At 71.1% G+C, this 15,704-nt stretch carries 19 protein-coding genes and 1 pseudogene; 13 read left to right on the top strand and 7 right to left on the bottom strand.

Going from position 1 to position 15,704, the window contains the following annotated elements; genetic code table 11:
* Positions 1 to 44 precede the first annotated feature (44 nt).
* From ER308_RS08915 to ER308_RS08940, 6 genes are all read left to right on the top strand, one after another.
* The gene (locus ER308_RS08915; protein WP_131154654.1) at positions 45 to 695 is read left to right on the top strand and encodes a PadR family transcriptional regulator; all 651 of its coding nucleotides are present in this window, start codon (positions 45 to 47) and stop codon (positions 693 to 695) included.
* Positions 692 to 1,423 carry an ABC transporter ATP-binding protein gene (locus ER308_RS08920; protein WP_131154655.1) on the top strand — a complete coding sequence of 244 codons (732 nt, stop codon included), beginning with the start codon at positions 692 to 694 and terminating at the stop codon, positions 1,421 to 1,423. The genes ER308_RS08915 and ER308_RS08920 overlap by 4 nt, the downstream gene beginning before the upstream one ends.
* Positions 1,420 to 4,086 (top strand): FtsX-like permease family protein, encoded by a 2,667-nt coding sequence (locus ER308_RS08925; RefSeq protein WP_131154656.1) that lies wholly within the window; start codon positions 1,420 to 1,422, stop codon positions 4,084 to 4,086. The genes ER308_RS08920 and ER308_RS08925 overlap by 4 nt, the downstream gene beginning before the upstream one ends.
* Before the next feature lie 266 nt (positions 4,087 to 4,352).
* Positions 4,353 to 4,595, top strand: coding sequence for a hypothetical protein (locus tag ER308_RS08930; RefSeq protein ID WP_131154657.1), 243 nt, complete (start codon positions 4,353 to 4,355; stop codon positions 4,593 to 4,595).
* A gap of 161 nt (positions 4,596 to 4,756) precedes the next feature.
* Positions 4,757 to 5,311: a VanZ family protein gene (locus tag ER308_RS08935; RefSeq protein WP_131154658.1), complete on the top strand. Its 555-nt coding sequence runs from the start codon at positions 4,757 to 4,759 to the stop codon at positions 5,309 to 5,311.
* Between the two features lie 206 nt (positions 5,312 to 5,517).
* Positions 5,518 to 5,874 carry a hypothetical protein gene (locus ER308_RS08940; protein ID WP_131154659.1) on the top strand — a complete coding sequence of 119 codons (357 nt, stop codon included), beginning with the start codon at positions 5,518 to 5,520 and terminating at the stop codon, positions 5,872 to 5,874.
* A gap of 221 nt (positions 5,875 to 6,095) precedes the next feature.
* Here the strand turns inward: ER308_RS08940 and ER308_RS08945 are convergent, their stop codons facing one another.
* From ER308_RS08945 to ER308_RS08955, 3 genes are read right to left on the bottom strand one after another with little or no spacing between them, the layout of a single operon-like run.
* A complete protein-coding gene (locus tag ER308_RS08945) occupies positions 6,096 to 6,551 on the bottom strand; it encodes a hypothetical protein (protein ID WP_131154660.1) in 456 nt (151 codons plus the stop codon).
* Positions 6,548 to 7,126, bottom strand: a complete 579-nt coding sequence (locus tag ER308_RS08950; RefSeq protein ID WP_131154661.1) for a hypothetical protein — start codon at positions 7,124 to 7,126, stop codon at positions 6,548 to 6,550. Before ER308_RS08950 ends, ER308_RS08945 begins: the two co-directional genes overlap by 4 nt.
* Positions 7,119 to 7,601, bottom strand: coding sequence for an RNA polymerase sigma factor (locus tag ER308_RS08955; RefSeq protein ID WP_131154662.1), 483 nt, complete (start codon positions 7,599 to 7,601; stop codon positions 7,119 to 7,121). Before ER308_RS08955 ends, ER308_RS08950 begins: the two co-directional genes overlap by 8 nt.
* A gap of 332 nt (positions 7,602 to 7,933) precedes the next feature.
* Between ER308_RS08955 and ER308_RS08960 the strand changes: the two genes are divergently transcribed.
* The 4 genes from ER308_RS08960 (at position 7,934) to ER308_RS08975 (ending at position 11,451) form a co-directional block, all read left to right on the top strand.
* Positions 7,934 to 8,326, top strand: a complete 393-nt coding sequence (locus tag ER308_RS08960) for a hypothetical protein (RefSeq protein ID WP_131154663.1) — start codon at positions 7,934 to 7,936, stop codon at positions 8,324 to 8,326.
* A 2-nt stretch (positions 8,327 to 8,328) separates the two neighbouring features.
* Positions 8,329 to 8,823, top strand: a complete 495-nt coding sequence (locus tag ER308_RS08965; RefSeq protein ID WP_131154664.1) for a hypothetical protein — start codon at positions 8,329 to 8,331, stop codon at positions 8,821 to 8,823.
* A 557-nt stretch (positions 8,824 to 9,380) separates the two neighbouring features.
* On the top strand, positions 9,381 to 9,950 hold the full coding sequence (locus ER308_RS08970; protein WP_131154665.1) for a sigma-70 family RNA polymerase sigma factor: 570 nt from the start codon (positions 9,381 to 9,383) through the stop codon (positions 9,948 to 9,950).
* On the top strand, positions 9,940 to 11,451 hold the full coding sequence (locus ER308_RS08975) for a Rieske (2Fe-2S) protein (RefSeq protein WP_131154666.1): 1,512 nt from the start codon (positions 9,940 to 9,942) through the stop codon (positions 11,449 to 11,451). Before ER308_RS08970 ends, ER308_RS08975 begins: the two co-directional genes overlap by 11 nt.
* A gap of 143 nt (positions 11,452 to 11,594) precedes the next feature.
* Here ER308_RS08975 and ER308_RS08980 read toward each other — a convergent pair whose 3' ends face one another.
* Positions 11,595 to 12,071, bottom strand: coding sequence for an SRPBCC family protein (locus tag ER308_RS08980; RefSeq protein ID WP_131154667.1), 477 nt, complete (start codon positions 12,069 to 12,071; stop codon positions 11,595 to 11,597).
* 119 nt (positions 12,072 to 12,190) lie between these two features.
* On the opposite strand from ER308_RS08980, the gene ER308_RS08985 reads away from it, so the two are divergent.
* Positions 12,191 to 12,502, top strand: a complete 312-nt coding sequence (locus tag ER308_RS08985; protein WP_131154668.1) for an FtsX-like permease family protein — start codon at positions 12,191 to 12,193, stop codon at positions 12,500 to 12,502.
* Positions 12,503 to 12,577: 75 nt separating this feature from the next.
* Here the strand turns inward: ER308_RS08985 and ER308_RS08990 are convergent, their stop codons facing one another.
* The 3 genes from ER308_RS08990 to ER308_RS09000 form a co-directional block, all read right to left on the bottom strand.
* The gene (locus tag ER308_RS08990) at positions 12,578 to 13,003 is read right to left on the bottom strand and encodes a type II toxin-antitoxin system VapC family toxin (protein ID WP_131154669.1); all 426 of its coding nucleotides are present in this window, start codon (positions 13,001 to 13,003) and stop codon (positions 12,578 to 12,580) included.
* On the bottom strand, positions 13,000 to 13,275 hold the full coding sequence (locus ER308_RS08995) for a type II toxin-antitoxin system Phd/YefM family antitoxin (RefSeq protein WP_165491933.1): 276 nt from the start codon (positions 13,273 to 13,275) through the stop codon (positions 13,000 to 13,002). The genes ER308_RS08990 and ER308_RS08995 overlap by 4 nt, the downstream gene beginning before the upstream one ends.
* Before the next feature lie 140 nt (positions 13,276 to 13,415).
* Entirely contained in the window at positions 13,416 to 13,859 is a 444-nt protein-coding gene (locus ER308_RS09000) for an ASCH domain-containing protein (protein ID WP_131154671.1), read from the bottom strand.
* A gap of 291 nt (positions 13,860 to 14,150) precedes the next feature.
* Between ER308_RS09000 and ER308_RS23370 the strand changes: the two are divergent.
* Together ER308_RS23370 and ER308_RS22355 are read left to right on the top strand one after the other, a co-directional pair.
* Positions 14,151 to 14,267, top strand: a pseudogene (locus ER308_RS23370) (maleylpyruvate isomerase family mycothiol-dependent enzyme); the annotation flags it as partial.
* A gap of 79 nt (positions 14,268 to 14,346) precedes the next feature.
* Complete coding sequence (locus ER308_RS22355; protein WP_131154672.1) at positions 14,347 to 15,693, top strand: ATP-binding protein; 1,347 nt, start codon at positions 14,347 to 14,349, stop codon at positions 15,691 to 15,693.
* Positions 15,694 to 15,704 lie beyond the last annotated feature (11 nt).

A 15,704-nucleotide genomic window follows, 5' to 3' on the forward strand; every position in this document is an offset into this window, starting at 1 on the left:
AATAGGGGAGGCCTGTCCGTGCCGCCGAGTCGATTGGGCTGCCCATGGCGATCCGCAATGCACTGTTGGCTCTGCTGGCCGAGGGGCCCAAGCACGGCTATCAGTTGAAGGTCGAGTTCGAGGCGGCCACAGGGGACTCGTGGCCGTTGAACATCGGGCAGGTGTACACCACCCTGCAGCGATGTGCGCGCGACGGGCTCCTTGAGCCGGCTGAGGCGAGTGGTTCGGATGCGCGTCAGCGGCGGTATCAGCTCACCGACGCGGGCCGTGAGGTGCTCGATGCGTGGTTGGCGGCGCCGGTGGACCGGGATCCGCCGCAGCGCGACGAGCTGGCGGTGAAGCTGCTGGTGGTGCTGGCCGCGAGCGCTGCGGATCCGGCGGTGGTGATCCAGGCGCAGCGGACCGCGACGTTGGAGCGGCTGCAGCGGCTCAACCAGCTCGCGCGCGGCGCCGATCCTGCCGGGGATCTCGCGTGGCTGCTGGTGGTGGATCACCTCATCTTCCAAGCCGAGGCCGAGGTTCGGTGGCTCGATCTGTGCGAGCAGCGGCTGGCTCGGGCGGGGCATGAGGCCGTCGCGGCGGCCGCCCGGCGCGCGGCGGCTGCGGGGCGAGCAGGTGGCGGCGGCGAGGACGCCGAGGGCGCTGCCGCGGACGGTTCGCGCGATGTGCAGTCCGAGGCGGGGGGATCCCGATGAGCGGGGCGATGCTGGAACTGGATGCGGTGCGCCGCGTCTTCGGCACCGGTCGCGGCGCGACGACGGCGCTGGATGGGGTGAGCTTGTCGGTCGCCGCGGGTGAGCTGGTGGCGATCATGGGGCCCAGCGGCTCGGGGAAGTCGACGCTGCTCACGCTCGCGGGCGGCCTCGACCGGCCCACCAGCGGCGGTGTGCGGGTCGGTGATGCGGATCTGGCGACGTCGGACGCGGAGGCGCTGGCCCGGTTGCGTCGCCGCACGGTCGGTTATGTCTTCCAGGACCTGAACCTGCTGCCGACGCTGACCGCTGTCGAGAACGTGGCCGTGCCGTTGGAGCTCGACGGTGCGAGTGCGCGGGCGGCGCGCCGGGAGGCCCACGAGGCGCTGGCTGCCGTGGGCCTGGCCGGGCTCGCTGACCGCTTCCCCGACGCGCTGTCCGGCGGGGAGCAGCAGCGCACCGCGATCGCCCGCGCGTGTGTGGGCCCGCGCCGGCTGCTGCTGGCCGACGAGCCGACCGGCGCGCTGGACTCGTTGGCTGGTGAGCAGGTGCTGGCGGTGCTGCGGGAGCGGGCTGATGCTGGCCTGGCGGTGGTGCTGGTCACCCACGAGGCGCGCTACGCCGCGTGGGCCGACCGCGTGGTGTTCCTGCGCGACGGCCGCGCCCAGGACCAGGCCGGGCCGCCGGCGGGCCCCGAGACCTTGCTCGCCGATTCGGATGTCACCCCATGAGCACAGCCGCGTCTGGCCTGGCTGGCAGGTGGGCGCGGTGGCGCGTGGCGCTGCGCCTTGCCGCGCGCGACGCCCGACGTCATCGGGGCCGCACGGGACTCGTCGTCACGCTGATCGCCATCCCCGTGGCGCTGTTGGCGGGCGGGGCGACGCTGTGGGCCACCCAGGACGTGTCCCCGGCCGAGGAAACCGTGCAGCAGTTCGGCGCCGCCGACTTCGAGGTGCGCGCCCGCGACGGCGACGTCGACCTGGACTGGGTGCCAGGCGAGCTGCCCGACGGCGCGCAGGCGACACCGCTGAACCGTGGCGAGCTGCTGCTGGCCGGCGAGCTCGGGCCGGTGGGAGCCGAGTCGATCGGCGTCGACCTCACCGCCTCGGTGCACGAGGGCCGACTCGACCTCGTGGCGGGATCGGCGCCGGAGGGCGAGGAAGAGGTCGCGCTCACCCCTGCGCTCGCCGACGACCTCGACGTCGACCTTGGCGACGTGATCGCCGACCCTGACGGGGACCCCGTCGGCGAGGTCGTAGGACTGGCCGAGTGGCCCTCGGCACTGCCGCGGCGTACCGTGTTCGCCGCGCCTGACGCGCTGCCCGGTGCCACCCGGCAGGCTGGGTGGGTGGTCACCGCGGGCGAGGCCGAGCACGAGGCCGTCGCGACGGCGCTGGCTCCCACCCCTGGCGACGAAGCGCCCCGAGGCGACCAGCCCGGGGCTGACGCCCCCGAGGCTGGGGAGGAGGGCACTACCGACGGCGGGGAGGCCTGGCGCGTCACCGCGCGCGCGGACGTCGTGCCGGTGACCGGTGGGGGCGGGTTGGAGGCGGCGTTCGCGGTCGTGGCTGCCCTGGCGCTTGCCGAAGCCGCGCTGGTGGCCGCCGCCGCGTTCGCGGTCGGGGTCCGCCGCCAGCTGCGCGACCTCGGGCTGCTCGCTGCCGTCGGCGGCCGACCCGGCGACCTGCGGCGGGTGATGGTGGCCGGCGGGGTGGTCGCCGGCTCGGTGGGCGCGGTGCTCGGCGCTGCCGGCGGTATCGCGGCGGTGGCGCTGCTCGAGCCGTGGCTGGAGAGCTGGCTCGGCCAGCGCCTGCCCGGCGGGCTGACCGTGCCGGTCGGGCTCGTCGCGCTCGCCGTTGTTGGCGGGCTGGGCGCCGCCCTCGCCGCGGCAGCAGCGCCGGCGCGCACCGCCGCTCGACTCACCGCCACCGAGTCGCTGGCGGGGCGCCTGCCACCGGGCGCCCCACCGCGGCGCGCGGCCACGGTCGGCGTCGCCCTGGCTGCCCTCGGCGTGCTGCTGGCCGGCGGCGCCGCATGGCTGGCCCGACCCGCCGCCGGCACGCTCGACCAGGATCCCGCGCTGGTGGCGATCGCCGTCGGGGCGATGCTGGTCGTGCTCGGCGTCCCGCTGGCCAGCCCCGCCATCGCCGGCGCCCTGGGCCGGCTGGCGGGGCGGCTGCCGACGCTGCCGCGCCTGGCTCTGCGCGACCTGGCCCGCCACCGCGCCCGCACCGGCGCGGCGCTGGCCGCGGTGACCGCCGCGCTCGCGCTGCCCGTGGCGATCGGCACGATCCTCGTCTCCGAGGAGCCGCCCCGCCCATCGCTGGCCGAGGAGCATGTCCTACTTCGCCCGCCGCTCGACGGCGACGGTGGCGTACCAGCAGCAGCGGTCGATGCGGCCGCCGAGTCCCTCGAGGTCGAATCGGCCGCATCGTTGGCCGCGGTGCGCGACCCCGATACCGGCCAGCCCGCCATGGCCAGCTTTGAGGGCGGCGGCTTCTCGGGCCGGCTCGCGATGGCCGCCCTCGACGAGCCCGAGGAGGTCGCGGCCGTCCTCGGTCCCGACGAGGCCGCCGACGATGACGCCCTCGCCTCCGCGGAGGACGCACTCGCTGCCGGCAAGATCGTGCTGCTCGGCGACGACAACGGGCCACGCGGCCGCACCGTCGAGATCGTCGTGCCCCTCGACCCGAACGCTCATGCTGACGATCAGCCAGGCGAGGATGAGGGGGAGCCCTCATTCGCAGTGGTGGCCGAGCTCCCGGCCGTCTCGGTGCCGGGCGGGGACTGGCCAAGCCTGCGAGCGAACGCGCTGATCACCGCCACCGCCGAAGCGCACGACTTGGCTGTCGACAAGGCTGCTTCGACGCTGATCGCCGCCGCTGAGCCGCCGGCCGCCGCCGACCGCGACGCGATCCGCGGTCACGTCGCCACCGCCACCGAGCAAGTGCAGGTCAACCCCGAGGGGCGGCTGGCCGATTCAGCCATGCTCCGGTTCGGCGACACGCCCACCGATCCGGGACGCATCGTGACCCGCGTCGTCCTGGTGCTGGCCGCGCTCGTGGCCGGCGCGGTCGTGGCGATCGCCACCGCCTTGGCAGCTGCCGAGGGTCGCGGCGAGCGCGCCACCCTCGCCGCCGTCGGCGCCAGCCCCCGCGCCCGCCGCCGGCTCCTCGCCGCCCAAGCGCTCTCGCTCGCCCTTGTGGCTGGGGCGCTCGCCATACCGGTCGGGCTCGTGCCTGGCAGCGCCGCCGCGCTCGGCCTCATCGGCCGACCCCCCGCCCCACCATGGGAGACGCTCGCCGTCGCCCTCATCGGGCTGCCGCTGGCCGCCTGGGCGATCACCCGAAGCATCGCCCGCGAGCGCCACCTCGCACTCCGGCGACCGGCCTGACGACCCGACGCACAACCGAGACCCGGGACGTGTCCGTGGCTCGTCCCGCCGCACCCGAGGACCCCTCTCCTGTGGGTGCACATACATACTTGACATGCATGCTCTGTATGTTATGGCGTCGCGACGGTCCGGCTCGACGGCCGAGACCGGCGCGACGGGGCCTCGCTCCGCGGCCGCCTGGCCGTCGGGCGCCGTCTCTCGTGGGGGGAGGCGGCGCCCGACCGGCCCTCGGAGCCCGGGGCCGGTGGAACAGAGGAGGGCGTGTTATGGGCAGCCTGATGAAGCGAAGTCTCCTGACGGTGCTTGCCATAGGCGTGGTGACCTTCGGCTTGGCCGGTGGCGCTATGGCCGACTCGGGCGAGACAGAGAGCCCCGATGATCCTGACGATCACACAGAGCCTGCACTCACGCCCGACGAGGGAGAGCTGGACGAGCCGGTCGAGTCCGTGAAGATCGAGACCGAAGAGCTCGACGGGGGGCACATACTCGAACTCCTCGGTGGTGAGTAGCGCGCCGGTCGGATTGGTGGGTGGGGTGAGGTGCGCTTCCGTCGGGCGCCGCACCCCTCCGGCCATCCGCGTGCCCTCCACATCGAGCAACGACGGCGCGGGTATGGGCACGACCCACTGGGTGACACTGGCATGCGCCTCATGGCAGGAGGCGATCTGCGGTGATAAGCCTGCACTTCCAAGCCGTCCCGCTGGCGTTGCCCGGCCTGCTGATCTCCGCGGTCATCGCCGCGGTCGCATCACGGTGGCTTGCCAGGCGACTGGGAACCACACGGCTGCCTGCGGCGCTGCTCATCTTCGGAGCGACCGGTCCGCTCTTCGTGACCTTGACGCCGACCTCGGCGGCACTCGGACCGATGGGGCTGACCGGAGGCGGCCGCCACTGCGCGTTGGGTCTCGGCACGCTCGCGCCGGCCCACCTCGAGCTTCGTGACGCCCTCAACGCGGCGATGTTCGTGCCCCTCGGCCTCGCCGTCGGGTTGCTGTGGCGCCAACGCAGCCGGGTACGGCTGCTGCCTGCCGCGCTGCTGCCGGCGGCGGCGATCTTGGCCGCCCAGTTCCTCCTCATGCCATGGTTCGGGCGAACCTGCCAACTCGCCGACACGATCACGAACACGACCGGGGTCGTTGTGGGCCTGGCAGTCGCAGCGATGCTGCGCCCGCTGATCCGCCGACCTTCGGCTGCAACCGAGCACTCGGGACACGGCACGCGTTGAGCGAGCCAAGGGCCGATCCCGTCGTGTCAGGACCGCGATCCCGCAAGCTGGTGTCGGAGGCCACAGGGCGGTCGCAGAGTATGGGGAGCCCCCAAGTTCCGCAGGGGTAGCAACTCCGGGCGGGGGTGCGGCGTCTCACCGTGAGCGAACGCGCGAAGGGCCTCACGGAGAGGGGCAGGGTGATGGCTCAGGCGAGACGTCGATGGATGTTCTTGGTGGGTGGGTGCGTGCTGGCGCTGGCACTGACGTTGACGTGGTTGCTCACCCAGCCGGAGTTCGCCGAGGTCGAGTTGTACGACTACGAGGTCGGCGAGGGCGGGGAGGCACTGCTCGTCGAGTGGCACTCGGACCAGAACTGCCTTCAAGAGCGTCGCGATGTGGCGGTCAGCGAGACCGAGGACAGCGTGGTCGTGACCGTGAGCGTGCGCGAGTGCCGCCGGTGGCCCCACTTGTGGCGAGAGCGGCCTGACGAGACCCCGGTAGCCGTCGGCGGGCAGGACCGAATAGAGCTTGACGAGCCCTTGGACGACCGACAGGTGCTGCTGGGAGCCCCGCCCGAGTAGCCGGGCCCAGCCAGCGGGCGGGGAGCCGTTCACAGCGGTGGTGCACACAACGCCGGCGCGGCAGGACGCTCAAGGCGACCACGCCCGGATCGCTCGTGAGGAGACACAGGTGCCAACCCTGTGAGCCTCTCACCAGACCCTCGCGAACTCCCTCGTCAGCGGGATGTGCTCACAAGTCAAGTAAGAGATGAGCATGTCCAGTAGAACCACGGCGTCGCACGTCAGAAGCGGGGTTCCTGCGTTCGTGCCGTCACGTAGCTCGCTGGAATCGACAGGGCAGCGGCGAGGATGTGCGCGATCAAGACGCTGGGAGTGGCGGGCGCTGCAAGCACAGCGAGCGCACCGGTGTACATGCCCGCAACTGCGATTGCGATTGCCCGGGGGCGCCACGAGCTGCGACCGGCGAGTTCTCCGATGATGACGCCGGCGGCCCCGGCGACGGCGGCGGTCAGCAGCGTCTGCGTGAGGCCTGGGCCGGTGAGGACAGGCTGCGGATCAATGAGTATGCTGTGCGCCTCGAGACGCCAGTAGAGCCGCTGCTGCACGAGCGCTTCCACCAGTCCGGTGACCACTGCGGCGAGCGTCAGCCCCAGCAGAGGCCACCCAGCCAGGTGCCAGGCTCGCCGCAGCCTCCAGGTCGCACGATCTCGCTCTCGCAGGTCGGTGGGTGCGCTCATGGCTCGGTGACCTCCCCGAGGTCGTAGCCGCGCAGGTCGAGATCGAACTCCGCCAGCGGCTGCTCGTCCGTTTCGCCTGTGGCGTCGTGCTCGTGCAGTTCGACAATCGCATGATGCTCACCGAGGGGGAGGGTGAAGAACAGCTCGGTGACCCCGTCACCCTGCCGGCGTGAGGTGATCTCGGTGACCTCACCATCACCGTCGCCGGGGAACGAGGGACTGCGTGCCCAGACGCGCCCCTCGTGTGCCTCGGCCTCGTCGAGCCAGGCCACCGCGCGCACGGCGTACCGGTCGTCGCTGAGTCGGGCGGCGTCGAGCAGCGCGATCGAGCTCCCTTCGGTCGATTCGACTGCGCCGATGGGGGTGTGGGTGTCGAGAGCGTCGTACCGGTCGGTCAGATGTTGATCGTCGGGGGCGGTGACCACCAAGATCCCGAGCCCGCCGATACCGCCGACCAAGAGCGTCCAGAAGATCACGCGGCGACGGAAGCGCCGCAGTGCCAGCCCGACGGTCTCCGGTGAGGGCTCGTCGGCGAGGTCGCGGAGCTCGTGTGGCGCAGGGGAAGGCTCAGTCATCGGGGTAGTGGTCCTTGAAGGCGCGGCGTGCCCGGTGCAGCTTCACCTTCAGCGTTGTCGGGGTCGTGTCGAGCATCGTCGCTGCTTCTTCTCGGGGAAGGTCGAGCACGTCGCAAAGCACCAACACCTCGCGGTGGTTGCTGGGCAGTGCGGCCAAGGCTTGCTCGATCGCGAGCCGCGTGGGCGTGTCGCTGCTGGCAGCGGCAGCCACGTCCCCGGGTTCGGTGTCCGAGGGTTCGGCGATTCGGCGTTTGCGCAGGTGCGACGCCACGACCCGGCGAGCGATGGTCAGCAGCCACGTGCGCACGTGCGCGTCGCCCCGGAACCTCAACGCGCCTCGGAAGGCGCGCACGAAGGTCTCCTGGGTGAGGTCCTCGGCGAGGTGGCGGTCGCCGACCATCCGCAGGATGTAGATGTACACATCCTGTTGATACGCGGCGAACACATCGCTGAGGTCGATCTTGGCGCCGTCCATACATGCCGCATGAGACGCACCCACCCGGCGCGCGGTTACACGCTTCCTTCCGATAGATCGAAGCTCTCGACTTGCTTGAGTCGTGCGAGCGAGCAACTGACAGCCTGCGCACCACGTCGCTCAAGTCGACTGCAGCTGCAGCGTTCCTGCGGAGACTCAGGTGCGTAGCTGTGGACCCTTCCCCGCAGACCTTCGCGAACTCCCTGGTCAGCGCGTCATGAGATCAAGCCGCCAAGGCCACGCGCGGGTACCTGGCCCGAGGGGCCAACCAGTTGCATAGTATCTGCAACCCGGTACCGTAGCCAGCGTTCCCGAGTAGGAAGGCCGTTGCCATGTCAGGCCCGACGATCGGCTTCTCAGTGGGCCCCTCCGACCAGGAGCGTGTCCAGCGGCTTGCCGACCGCTACGCCCACGGCAACCGTAGCTCGTGGCTGCGTCAGGCCATCGACCTGTTCGAGGAGAAGGCCCTGTTCGACACCTTGGCGGATGTGCAGGCCAGAGGCGACCGGCTCACGGCGCGGCGAGGCATCGACCGCGACGTTCTCGCCGGTCTGATCGCAGAGGCGGCAGCGAATCCCGACAGCCGTCATGCCCAGCGTGTGGCGTCCCTGATCGAGCAGTTCGCAGACGGGTCCGAACTCGATGAAGTGGAAGCGAACCACGAAGCCGCGGAGGCGTTCATGTCCGCTGCCAGCACAGAATCCCCTGCGGCCGCGGATGCCTGACGGTGCCGCTGGTCGTCTACGACGCGCAGCTGCTCGCTGCCGCCACAGCGTTCGCGGGTGCCACCTACCAGTCATGGCCTGACGTGCCCCCATACACGTCCAACCCTGAGGCGGACTGCATCGGCATCGTGTCTTCCTCGCCAAGGCACGGCACCGATTTCGGTCTTGTGCTCAGCCGCGGCTTGCTAACGCAGGTTCAGGCGGTGCTCGCAGACGACGTCGGCCTGGCCCAGCGTGACATCGACGAGTACATCTTCGCCCTGCTCACCTTCGCCCGGGCAAGTGGCGGCAGCATCGTCGCGGACCCGCCATTGCCCGCGACGAATCCTCCGCATGTGGAGGTACCGCTTGAGCTTGCAAGCAGAGCCGGGAACATGCTGGTGGCAGCGCATCCCGATCTGGTGAAGCTCGGTCCCCGCTGGGGGCCACAGCGAACCTTCGTGCTTCGCCCCCGAGACTTCACCGAGAAGGTCGACGCCGCACGGCGGACCCGCTGAACCCAACGAGGCGACACCCCTACGTGACTTCGTCCCAACGCCGTCACACGGGGGGGCAACCGCACGGACCTCCTTGCCGTTGCTCGAGAACTGCGGAAGGCGGGCGCTCCTGACCCTTCCACGCACCGACGTCCCGGAGTTGCTACGCGAGGTATCAGGGGAGCCCAAGACCCGCATCAAGTCCTCTCGCAGAGCAACTGACCGACGCGCTCCTCAATCAAGGGGTGCAGGTCTACCCTGGCTCGAGCACACCACGACCGGAGACAATGTCCGGGTCCAGTATCCGCTGCCCGTGTGGAGACTCGCCTTACTAACCTGTGGAGCCACCTTCAGGTGCCCCACGAACGCCCAGGTCAGCGAGTTTCGAGATCAAGCCGCCGCGGGCATGGTCTCAAAACTGTGTCGGTGTCGCGCTCAGAACTCGCGTTACGGCGTTGCTGGGGCGGGTTGACGGGTCGATCGAGCGGGGTCGCCGCAGCGGGGAGCGTCGCCGAGGGGCTGCGGCGGCGCGCTGATGGTTCCGCGGGGCGGCGAGGCGGTCTGATGACGCTAAACCGTTGGACGGCGTCGTGCGTGAACTGGGTGAGGCTGCACGATGCGTGGGAGCGATGGACGAGGGGGCGATGTTCTGTGACCGGATCCGGCCCCGGCTGGTGGGCTCGCTGAGCTTGCATGTCGGCGATTCGGGGGTGGCCGAGGAGCTGGCGCAGGAGACGCTGGTCCGAGTGTGGTCACGCTGGTCGCACGTGCGCGGGCTGGATGCCCCGGAGGCGTGGGCCCACCGCGTGGCGGCCAACCTGGCGAACTCGTGGTGGCGGCGCTGGCAGGCGGAGCAACGCGCCAGGCGCCGCCACGGTCCTGCGGTGCAGGAGTCCGAGGGGGGCGCCGATCCCGGGGACGCGATGGCGGTGCGTGCCGCGGTGGCGGACCTGCCCCGCCGGCAGCGAGAGGCGCTGGTTCTGCGCTACTACGTTGGCTGCTCGGTCGACGAGACTGCGCAGGTGATGGGACGGGCGCCCGGCACGGTCAAGGCGCTGTGCCACCAGGCCATCACACGCCTTCGCGCAGCCGGCATTCGCGAGGAGGCCGCCCGGGAGCCGAGCCGGGAGGTTGCCGATGACAGATGAGGGCCTGGGCGATCGCCTGTCCCGTGCAGCGGCCACACCCCGCCTCGACCCCCACCTCGCAGCGTCGGAGGTCGCGCGCCGCGGTCGACGCCGTCACCGGCAACGCGTTGCCGGCTGGTCCGCGCTGCCTGTGCTCGTGGTGCTGGCCGGCGTGTCCTTGGTGGGGCTGCTGCCCGAGGGCGAGACCACTGTCGAGCTCGTCCCGTCCGACGATGATGGAACCGTGTCGGAGGTAGCGGTGCCGCCCGAGGGCGAGACCGCCGCCGCTGAGCTCGATGACGGCTCGCCGGTGTTCGTCGTCCACCACGACGACGGCGACGTCGATGTGCTGTCGGCGGTCAGCACCCACCTCGACCACCTCGTGGTCTGGTGCGCGCCCGAGCAGGTGTTCATCGAGCCGGTGGGCGCGACGGTGTACGAGGCAGATGGGCAGTGGCAGGGTGGGCCGGCCCATGCCGGCTTGGCCGCCTATGACGTCGAGGTGGTCGAGCACGACGGCCAGACGCGCGCCCGAGTCGGCTACCTGAATGAGCCGCCGGAGCGCCCCAGCGACGAGGGAGAGGCGCTGCCCGGCGAATGCGACGAGTTGACGATGATCGACGGCGACGGCGACCTCGCCGCCGAGCCCGACGGGGTGCTCCTGCCCACCCCGTTCCACCGCCACCCGATCGACGTGGCCGATCTCGAGAGCCTCGCGTCGGGGACCACTGCCGTGGTGGAGGCCACCCTCGACCTCGACGCCGACCCGGCGCGGCTGTGCAATGCCGACCGCGAGGGCTGTAGCGACGCCGGCGTGACGGTTGCCTCGAGCTGGTGGCACGACGAGCCCCTCGAGGGCTACCGGGGCGCCACCGTCGGGCGGTTCCTCGTCCGCATCGACGACGGCGCGGTCGGCGCCCTAGCCCAGCTGCGACGCGAGACCAGCGACCCCGAGGGGCTCTACCACGCCGACGACGACCTCACCCGCGCCCAGCAACGGCATGACCTCGGCGAGTACGGCGAGCTGTTCATCACCCCCGCTGGCGAGACCTGCCTCGTCGACGCCGACGGGCGCACGGAGCACTGCGCCGACCTGTCCGAGCACCCCCACGGCGAGCCATCGGTGGCCTTCGTCGACCACGGCGCCCGCGAGGCCGACGGGGAAACCGCCCGCTCGCTGTCTCCCGTCGTCCTGGCGCCGGTGCCCGACGGCGTCGAGGCCGCCCAGATGCTCGTCGGAGCGCGCGGCGGCGTCGAGCCAGCCGAGGTCGAGTTGCTCACCGAAGGCGCGCGTCAGGGCGCTGCCGAGGCCGAGGACGCTGCAGACCACGTGGTCACCGAGCTCGAGCCCTCAGTGATGTGGGGGCGGGTCCCGCCTGCAGAGGAGTGCGTCGCCTACGCGCTGCTCGACGCCGACGGCGACCTCGTCGAGGTCATCGAGGACGTCGAGACCGTCATGCCCGACGAGGGCCTCACCGATTTCGAGCGCAACGCTCGCGAAGAGCACTCCCGGGGCTGCTGAACCCACGAGCGCCAACCGCTCGGGCGCGTGCCATCACCGCCGACTGGCCGACGAAGCGATCGGCTCGGCGTCCTGATGTCGCGAGCCGGTCCCTACCTCGCGGCGGCACCCCGGTCCCATCCACCTGGCGAGCGACACTGGCTTCACGTGCGGGACCCGGTCCCTGTTTCCGCCAGATCCGCAAGCCGGTCGAGAGATGCCTGCAACATCTCGGACGTTGTGGACCGAGCGCGGGCGAATCGATTCTCGTCCGTTAGTTGTGACCAGTCATAGGTGTGCGTCACCTTCGTTGTCGACCCTCCCGTCGGCTCAAGCTCCCACCGCCACAGGTGACCGGCCGGTCGCTGACCCGGATCGGCCGGCAGCCAGGCAATGCGCCGCGCCTCCTCGAACTCCACGACGTGGTTCTCGCGGACGCTGCCCCTCGTAAGGACCATGGTGAACACGTCCCCCGCGCCACGGACCCGTTGCCCCACGGGCGCCTCAGCCAGGTTGTCGTTGCCATCCCACCGCGCTTGCTGGGACGGGTCTGCGATGAGATCAAAGATCACCTCCACGCTGGCGGCCACCTCACGAGTGACCTTCACGTTGCGGGAGACCTCGGCGTCATCGTCGGTCATGGAACAGCTCCTCGGACTGTCACGTGGCTGCGTGCACCACACCGCAGCCACCCTTACTCGGGCGCGACCCGTGTCTACCAGACTTCGGACGACGAGCCGATCGTGGCGCCATCGACACTATGCGCGGCCACAGCCCCCTAGCCAACGCGTACGCAGTTACCGCTCTGAACGCCAGCGAGAACCTCGGTATCCGGGCGATGCTCATCGCCGGTGCGGGCGCCGTGATCGGGTCGCTGCTCGGCACGTTCTACGGCTACGTCGGTTCGATGACCGTGCTCGGCGAGCTGGCCGACGGTGTTCGACTGGCGGTGCCGTGGCTGCAGCTCGCGGCGTTGGTCGCCATCTCGTTGCTCGCCGGTGTCACCGCGTCGGTCCTGCCGGGTCGTCGCGCCGCGCGCACCTCACCGGTGGCCGCCTTGGCGAACGAGTGACCAGCTCGCAGCTTGACACCCATAGGAGCTTCACCGCCGCCCTCCGGGGCGACGACGTGGATGTCGGAGTCAGTCTCAAGACCGGTCAGGCAGTGTTGGAACGCCCACTGCCATGGCGGCAGTCGCCAGGCGCGTGTCCCATGTGGCGACAATCAGTCCGTCGGCGTCGACGAGCAGGGCACTGGCGAGATGGATCGCGTCGAATCCGCTGAGTGCGTGCTCCTCGGCAATATCCCCCGCACGCTGACCCACCCCTTGGGATACTTCTACGAGGCGCAATGCTGACCACAGCTGACCCCAAAGACGCCTGGCGCCCTCGTTCTGCTCGGTGGTCAACCGCGCTGCGCGATGCGCGGCAGCGAGGGCCGCCCGAACCTCAGCGTGCGCGACCCGGCTCGAGAGCACCGCATCAGCGCCATCCCACAGCGCGGCGGCGGCGTCGCTGCCGTGTTCCTCGATCACCAACTTGACCAGCGCGCTGGAATCGAAGTACGCGATCACGCCCGGCGAGCCTCACGCTCGCTCGTGACATACTCCGACACTCCGCCCTGTGCCTCGATGCGTCGCAGCTCACGGGCCGAGAGCCGATCCTGTGCCGGACGGCTTACGTGTCCCTCAGCAGTGAGTCGTTCCAGCATCGACGGGACCCCCGCCCGAATAAGACGCGCCACCGGTCGGCCCCGATCGGTGATGACCACTTCCTCACCCGCCTGGACCCGTTCGATCCAGCGTTTGAGCTCCCGGCGCAGCTCCGCAACCCCAACCTCGGACATCATCACCTCCTGTACATCTCGACGTCGGTCGATTGTACATGTACGCGAGACTCCACCAGGGCGTGCGGCGACGCGTCGGCGCCCGCGGTCCAACCCCCTCCGCGCTGCCGCCGAGTTCCGCCTCGCCGGGGCGCGGCAGGCTACGGCGACTGCTCCGGCGCCGGCGTCGGTGCCCACACGACCTCGAACCGCTCGCACACCACCGCGAGATCAAGCGTGAACGCCATGCCGAGCGCGTCGCATGTCGCGCCGAGCGCGTCGCGGTGGACCTCGCGCCAGTGGCCCAGCGAACCGTCCCCCTCCCCCTCCCCCTCCCCCTCCCCCTCGACCCTCGCGAACTCGGTATCCACGTCATCGAAACGACGAACGTCCACGCGCGCGGTCTCGATCACGCAGACGGGGTCGCCCCCTCCATCAAGGATGACCGAACGATCACCAGCGGCGGGCCGCGGCTGCCCCTCGGCCTCGTACTCCGCGAGCAGCGAGGTCGTCGCCCGTTTCCGCCCCGCAAGGACGAGCGCGGCGAGTTCGTCGGCCGTCTGCGCGTCGAGCCCGAACGCGAACGACTCCCTCGGTAGCGGCATGCCGGTGGCATCCTCATAGGCCCGTCGGAACGCCTCCACAGCCCCTCCCCGTTCTCCAGGTTCCGCCAGACGACCAGCGCGCCGGCCTCGCCCCACCCGAATGTGTAAGACCCCCGCCGGGGCCCGCCCTCGTGACCAGCATAGGCGTACGGCACCGACCCTCGCTGACGGACATTCACGGGGCCAACCTGGCCAGGGACGGGGCTTTCAGACGGTCGCGGGCAACCGACGAGGGGGCCTTGCTGGGGACCGATGAGTTCTCTCCGCGGCAGCAGTCCTCCTTCGACATGGTTGGTGTCCGGGACCACGCTGGCGCTGACGATGAGGATGACCGGCCGCGCGCCGTACTGCGACGATCTCGAGGGCGAGGGGGTCGCGCTCCTACGCAGCCGCTGCGCTGCGGCGTGACCACCGGGGTCGGCGCCGTCGAAGACGCGCGAGCGCGTGTGCTGGCGCTGCTCGTAGGATCCGGGACAGCGTGGAGTCCATGGAGATGCCCAGCGGGCTGCCTGTGGGGGTCGCGGCGTTCGTCGGCCGCGGGCGTGAGCGTGCGACAGTGACTGGCCTCGTGGTGGATGCCCGCGTGGTCACGTTGACCGGGTCGGGCGGCTGCGGCAAGACGCGCTTGGCGGTGGAGGTCGCGGGGGACGTGGCGTCGCGATTCCCCGATGGGGCCGGCTGGGTGGACCTGCAAGGCGTAAGCGAGCCTGAAATGGTTGCTCCGGCCCTCGCCGCAGCGGTGGGCGTCCGCGAGCGGCCCGGGCGGCCGCTGGTCGATGCGCTCGCCGAGCAGCTCCACGCACGGCAGATGCTGGTGGTCCTGGACAACTGCGAACACGTGGTGGCGGCGTGCGCGGAACTGGTCGCCAGGTTGTTGTCGTTGTGTCCAGACCTGCACGTGTTGGCCACGAGCCGCGTGCCGCTGGTGGTTGCGGGTGAGGCGACGTTCGAGGTCGCCGGGCTGCCGGTGCTCGACGCCACTGTTGGGTCCGCCGACAGGGTCGCGGCCGCGGAAGCGGCGCGGCTGTTCGAGGTGCGGGCCCGGCAGGTGGTGGCCGACTTCCGGATCGACGATGGCAACGCCACGGCGGTGGCCGAGATCTGCCGGGGGCTGGATGGGATCCCGTTGGCCATCGAGCTGGCGGCGTCGCGGGTGCGGGTGCTGGCGCCGGGCCAGATCGCGGCCCGCCTGTCGGACCGCTTCGGGCTCCTGACCGGCGGAGTGCGCGGCGCACCGGCACGGCAGCGGACGCTGGAGGCGTCACTGGCGTGGAGCTATGACGTGCAGCGGCTGGCGTTGGCACGGTTGTCGGTGCTCGCCGGCTCGTTCGAGCTCGACGCCGCGGAGGCGGTCGTGGGCGGGGCGGGCACCGACGGCAACGAGGTGTTTGATCTGGTCGGCGGGCTGGTCGAACAGTCGATGGTGGCCGTCGTCGAGCGTGGTGGCCGGGCCCGCTACCGGCTGCTGGAAACCATCCGGGCTTATGCCGCCAGCGGCTGGCGGAGCTCGACGACCCCGACCGGGTGCGCGACCGCCATCTGGCGTTCTACGTGGGGCTGGTGGGGCGCTCCCAGGCGGGCATCAACGGTGACCAGCCCGAGCCCTGGATCGCGCGGCTGGCGGTGTCTCTGGATGATCTGCGCGCGGCGATGGACTGGGCGGCGGCGTCCGGAGATCTCCCAGCGCTGGTGGACCTCATCGAGCCGATCGTGCGCTTCTGGTTCGAGCACGGCTTATCCTCAGAGGCGCAGCGACGGCTGCGCGACGCGGCCGATGCCCCGGGCATCCGCGAAGACGAGCGCGTACGGGGGTTGCTCGCGGCAGCGGCTCTGACCCTCGCCACC

This window comes from Egibacter rhizosphaerae (assembly GCF_004322855.1).
Classification (GTDB): Bacteria; Actinomycetota; Nitriliruptoria; order Euzebyales; family Egibacteraceae; genus Egibacter; species Egibacter rhizosphaerae.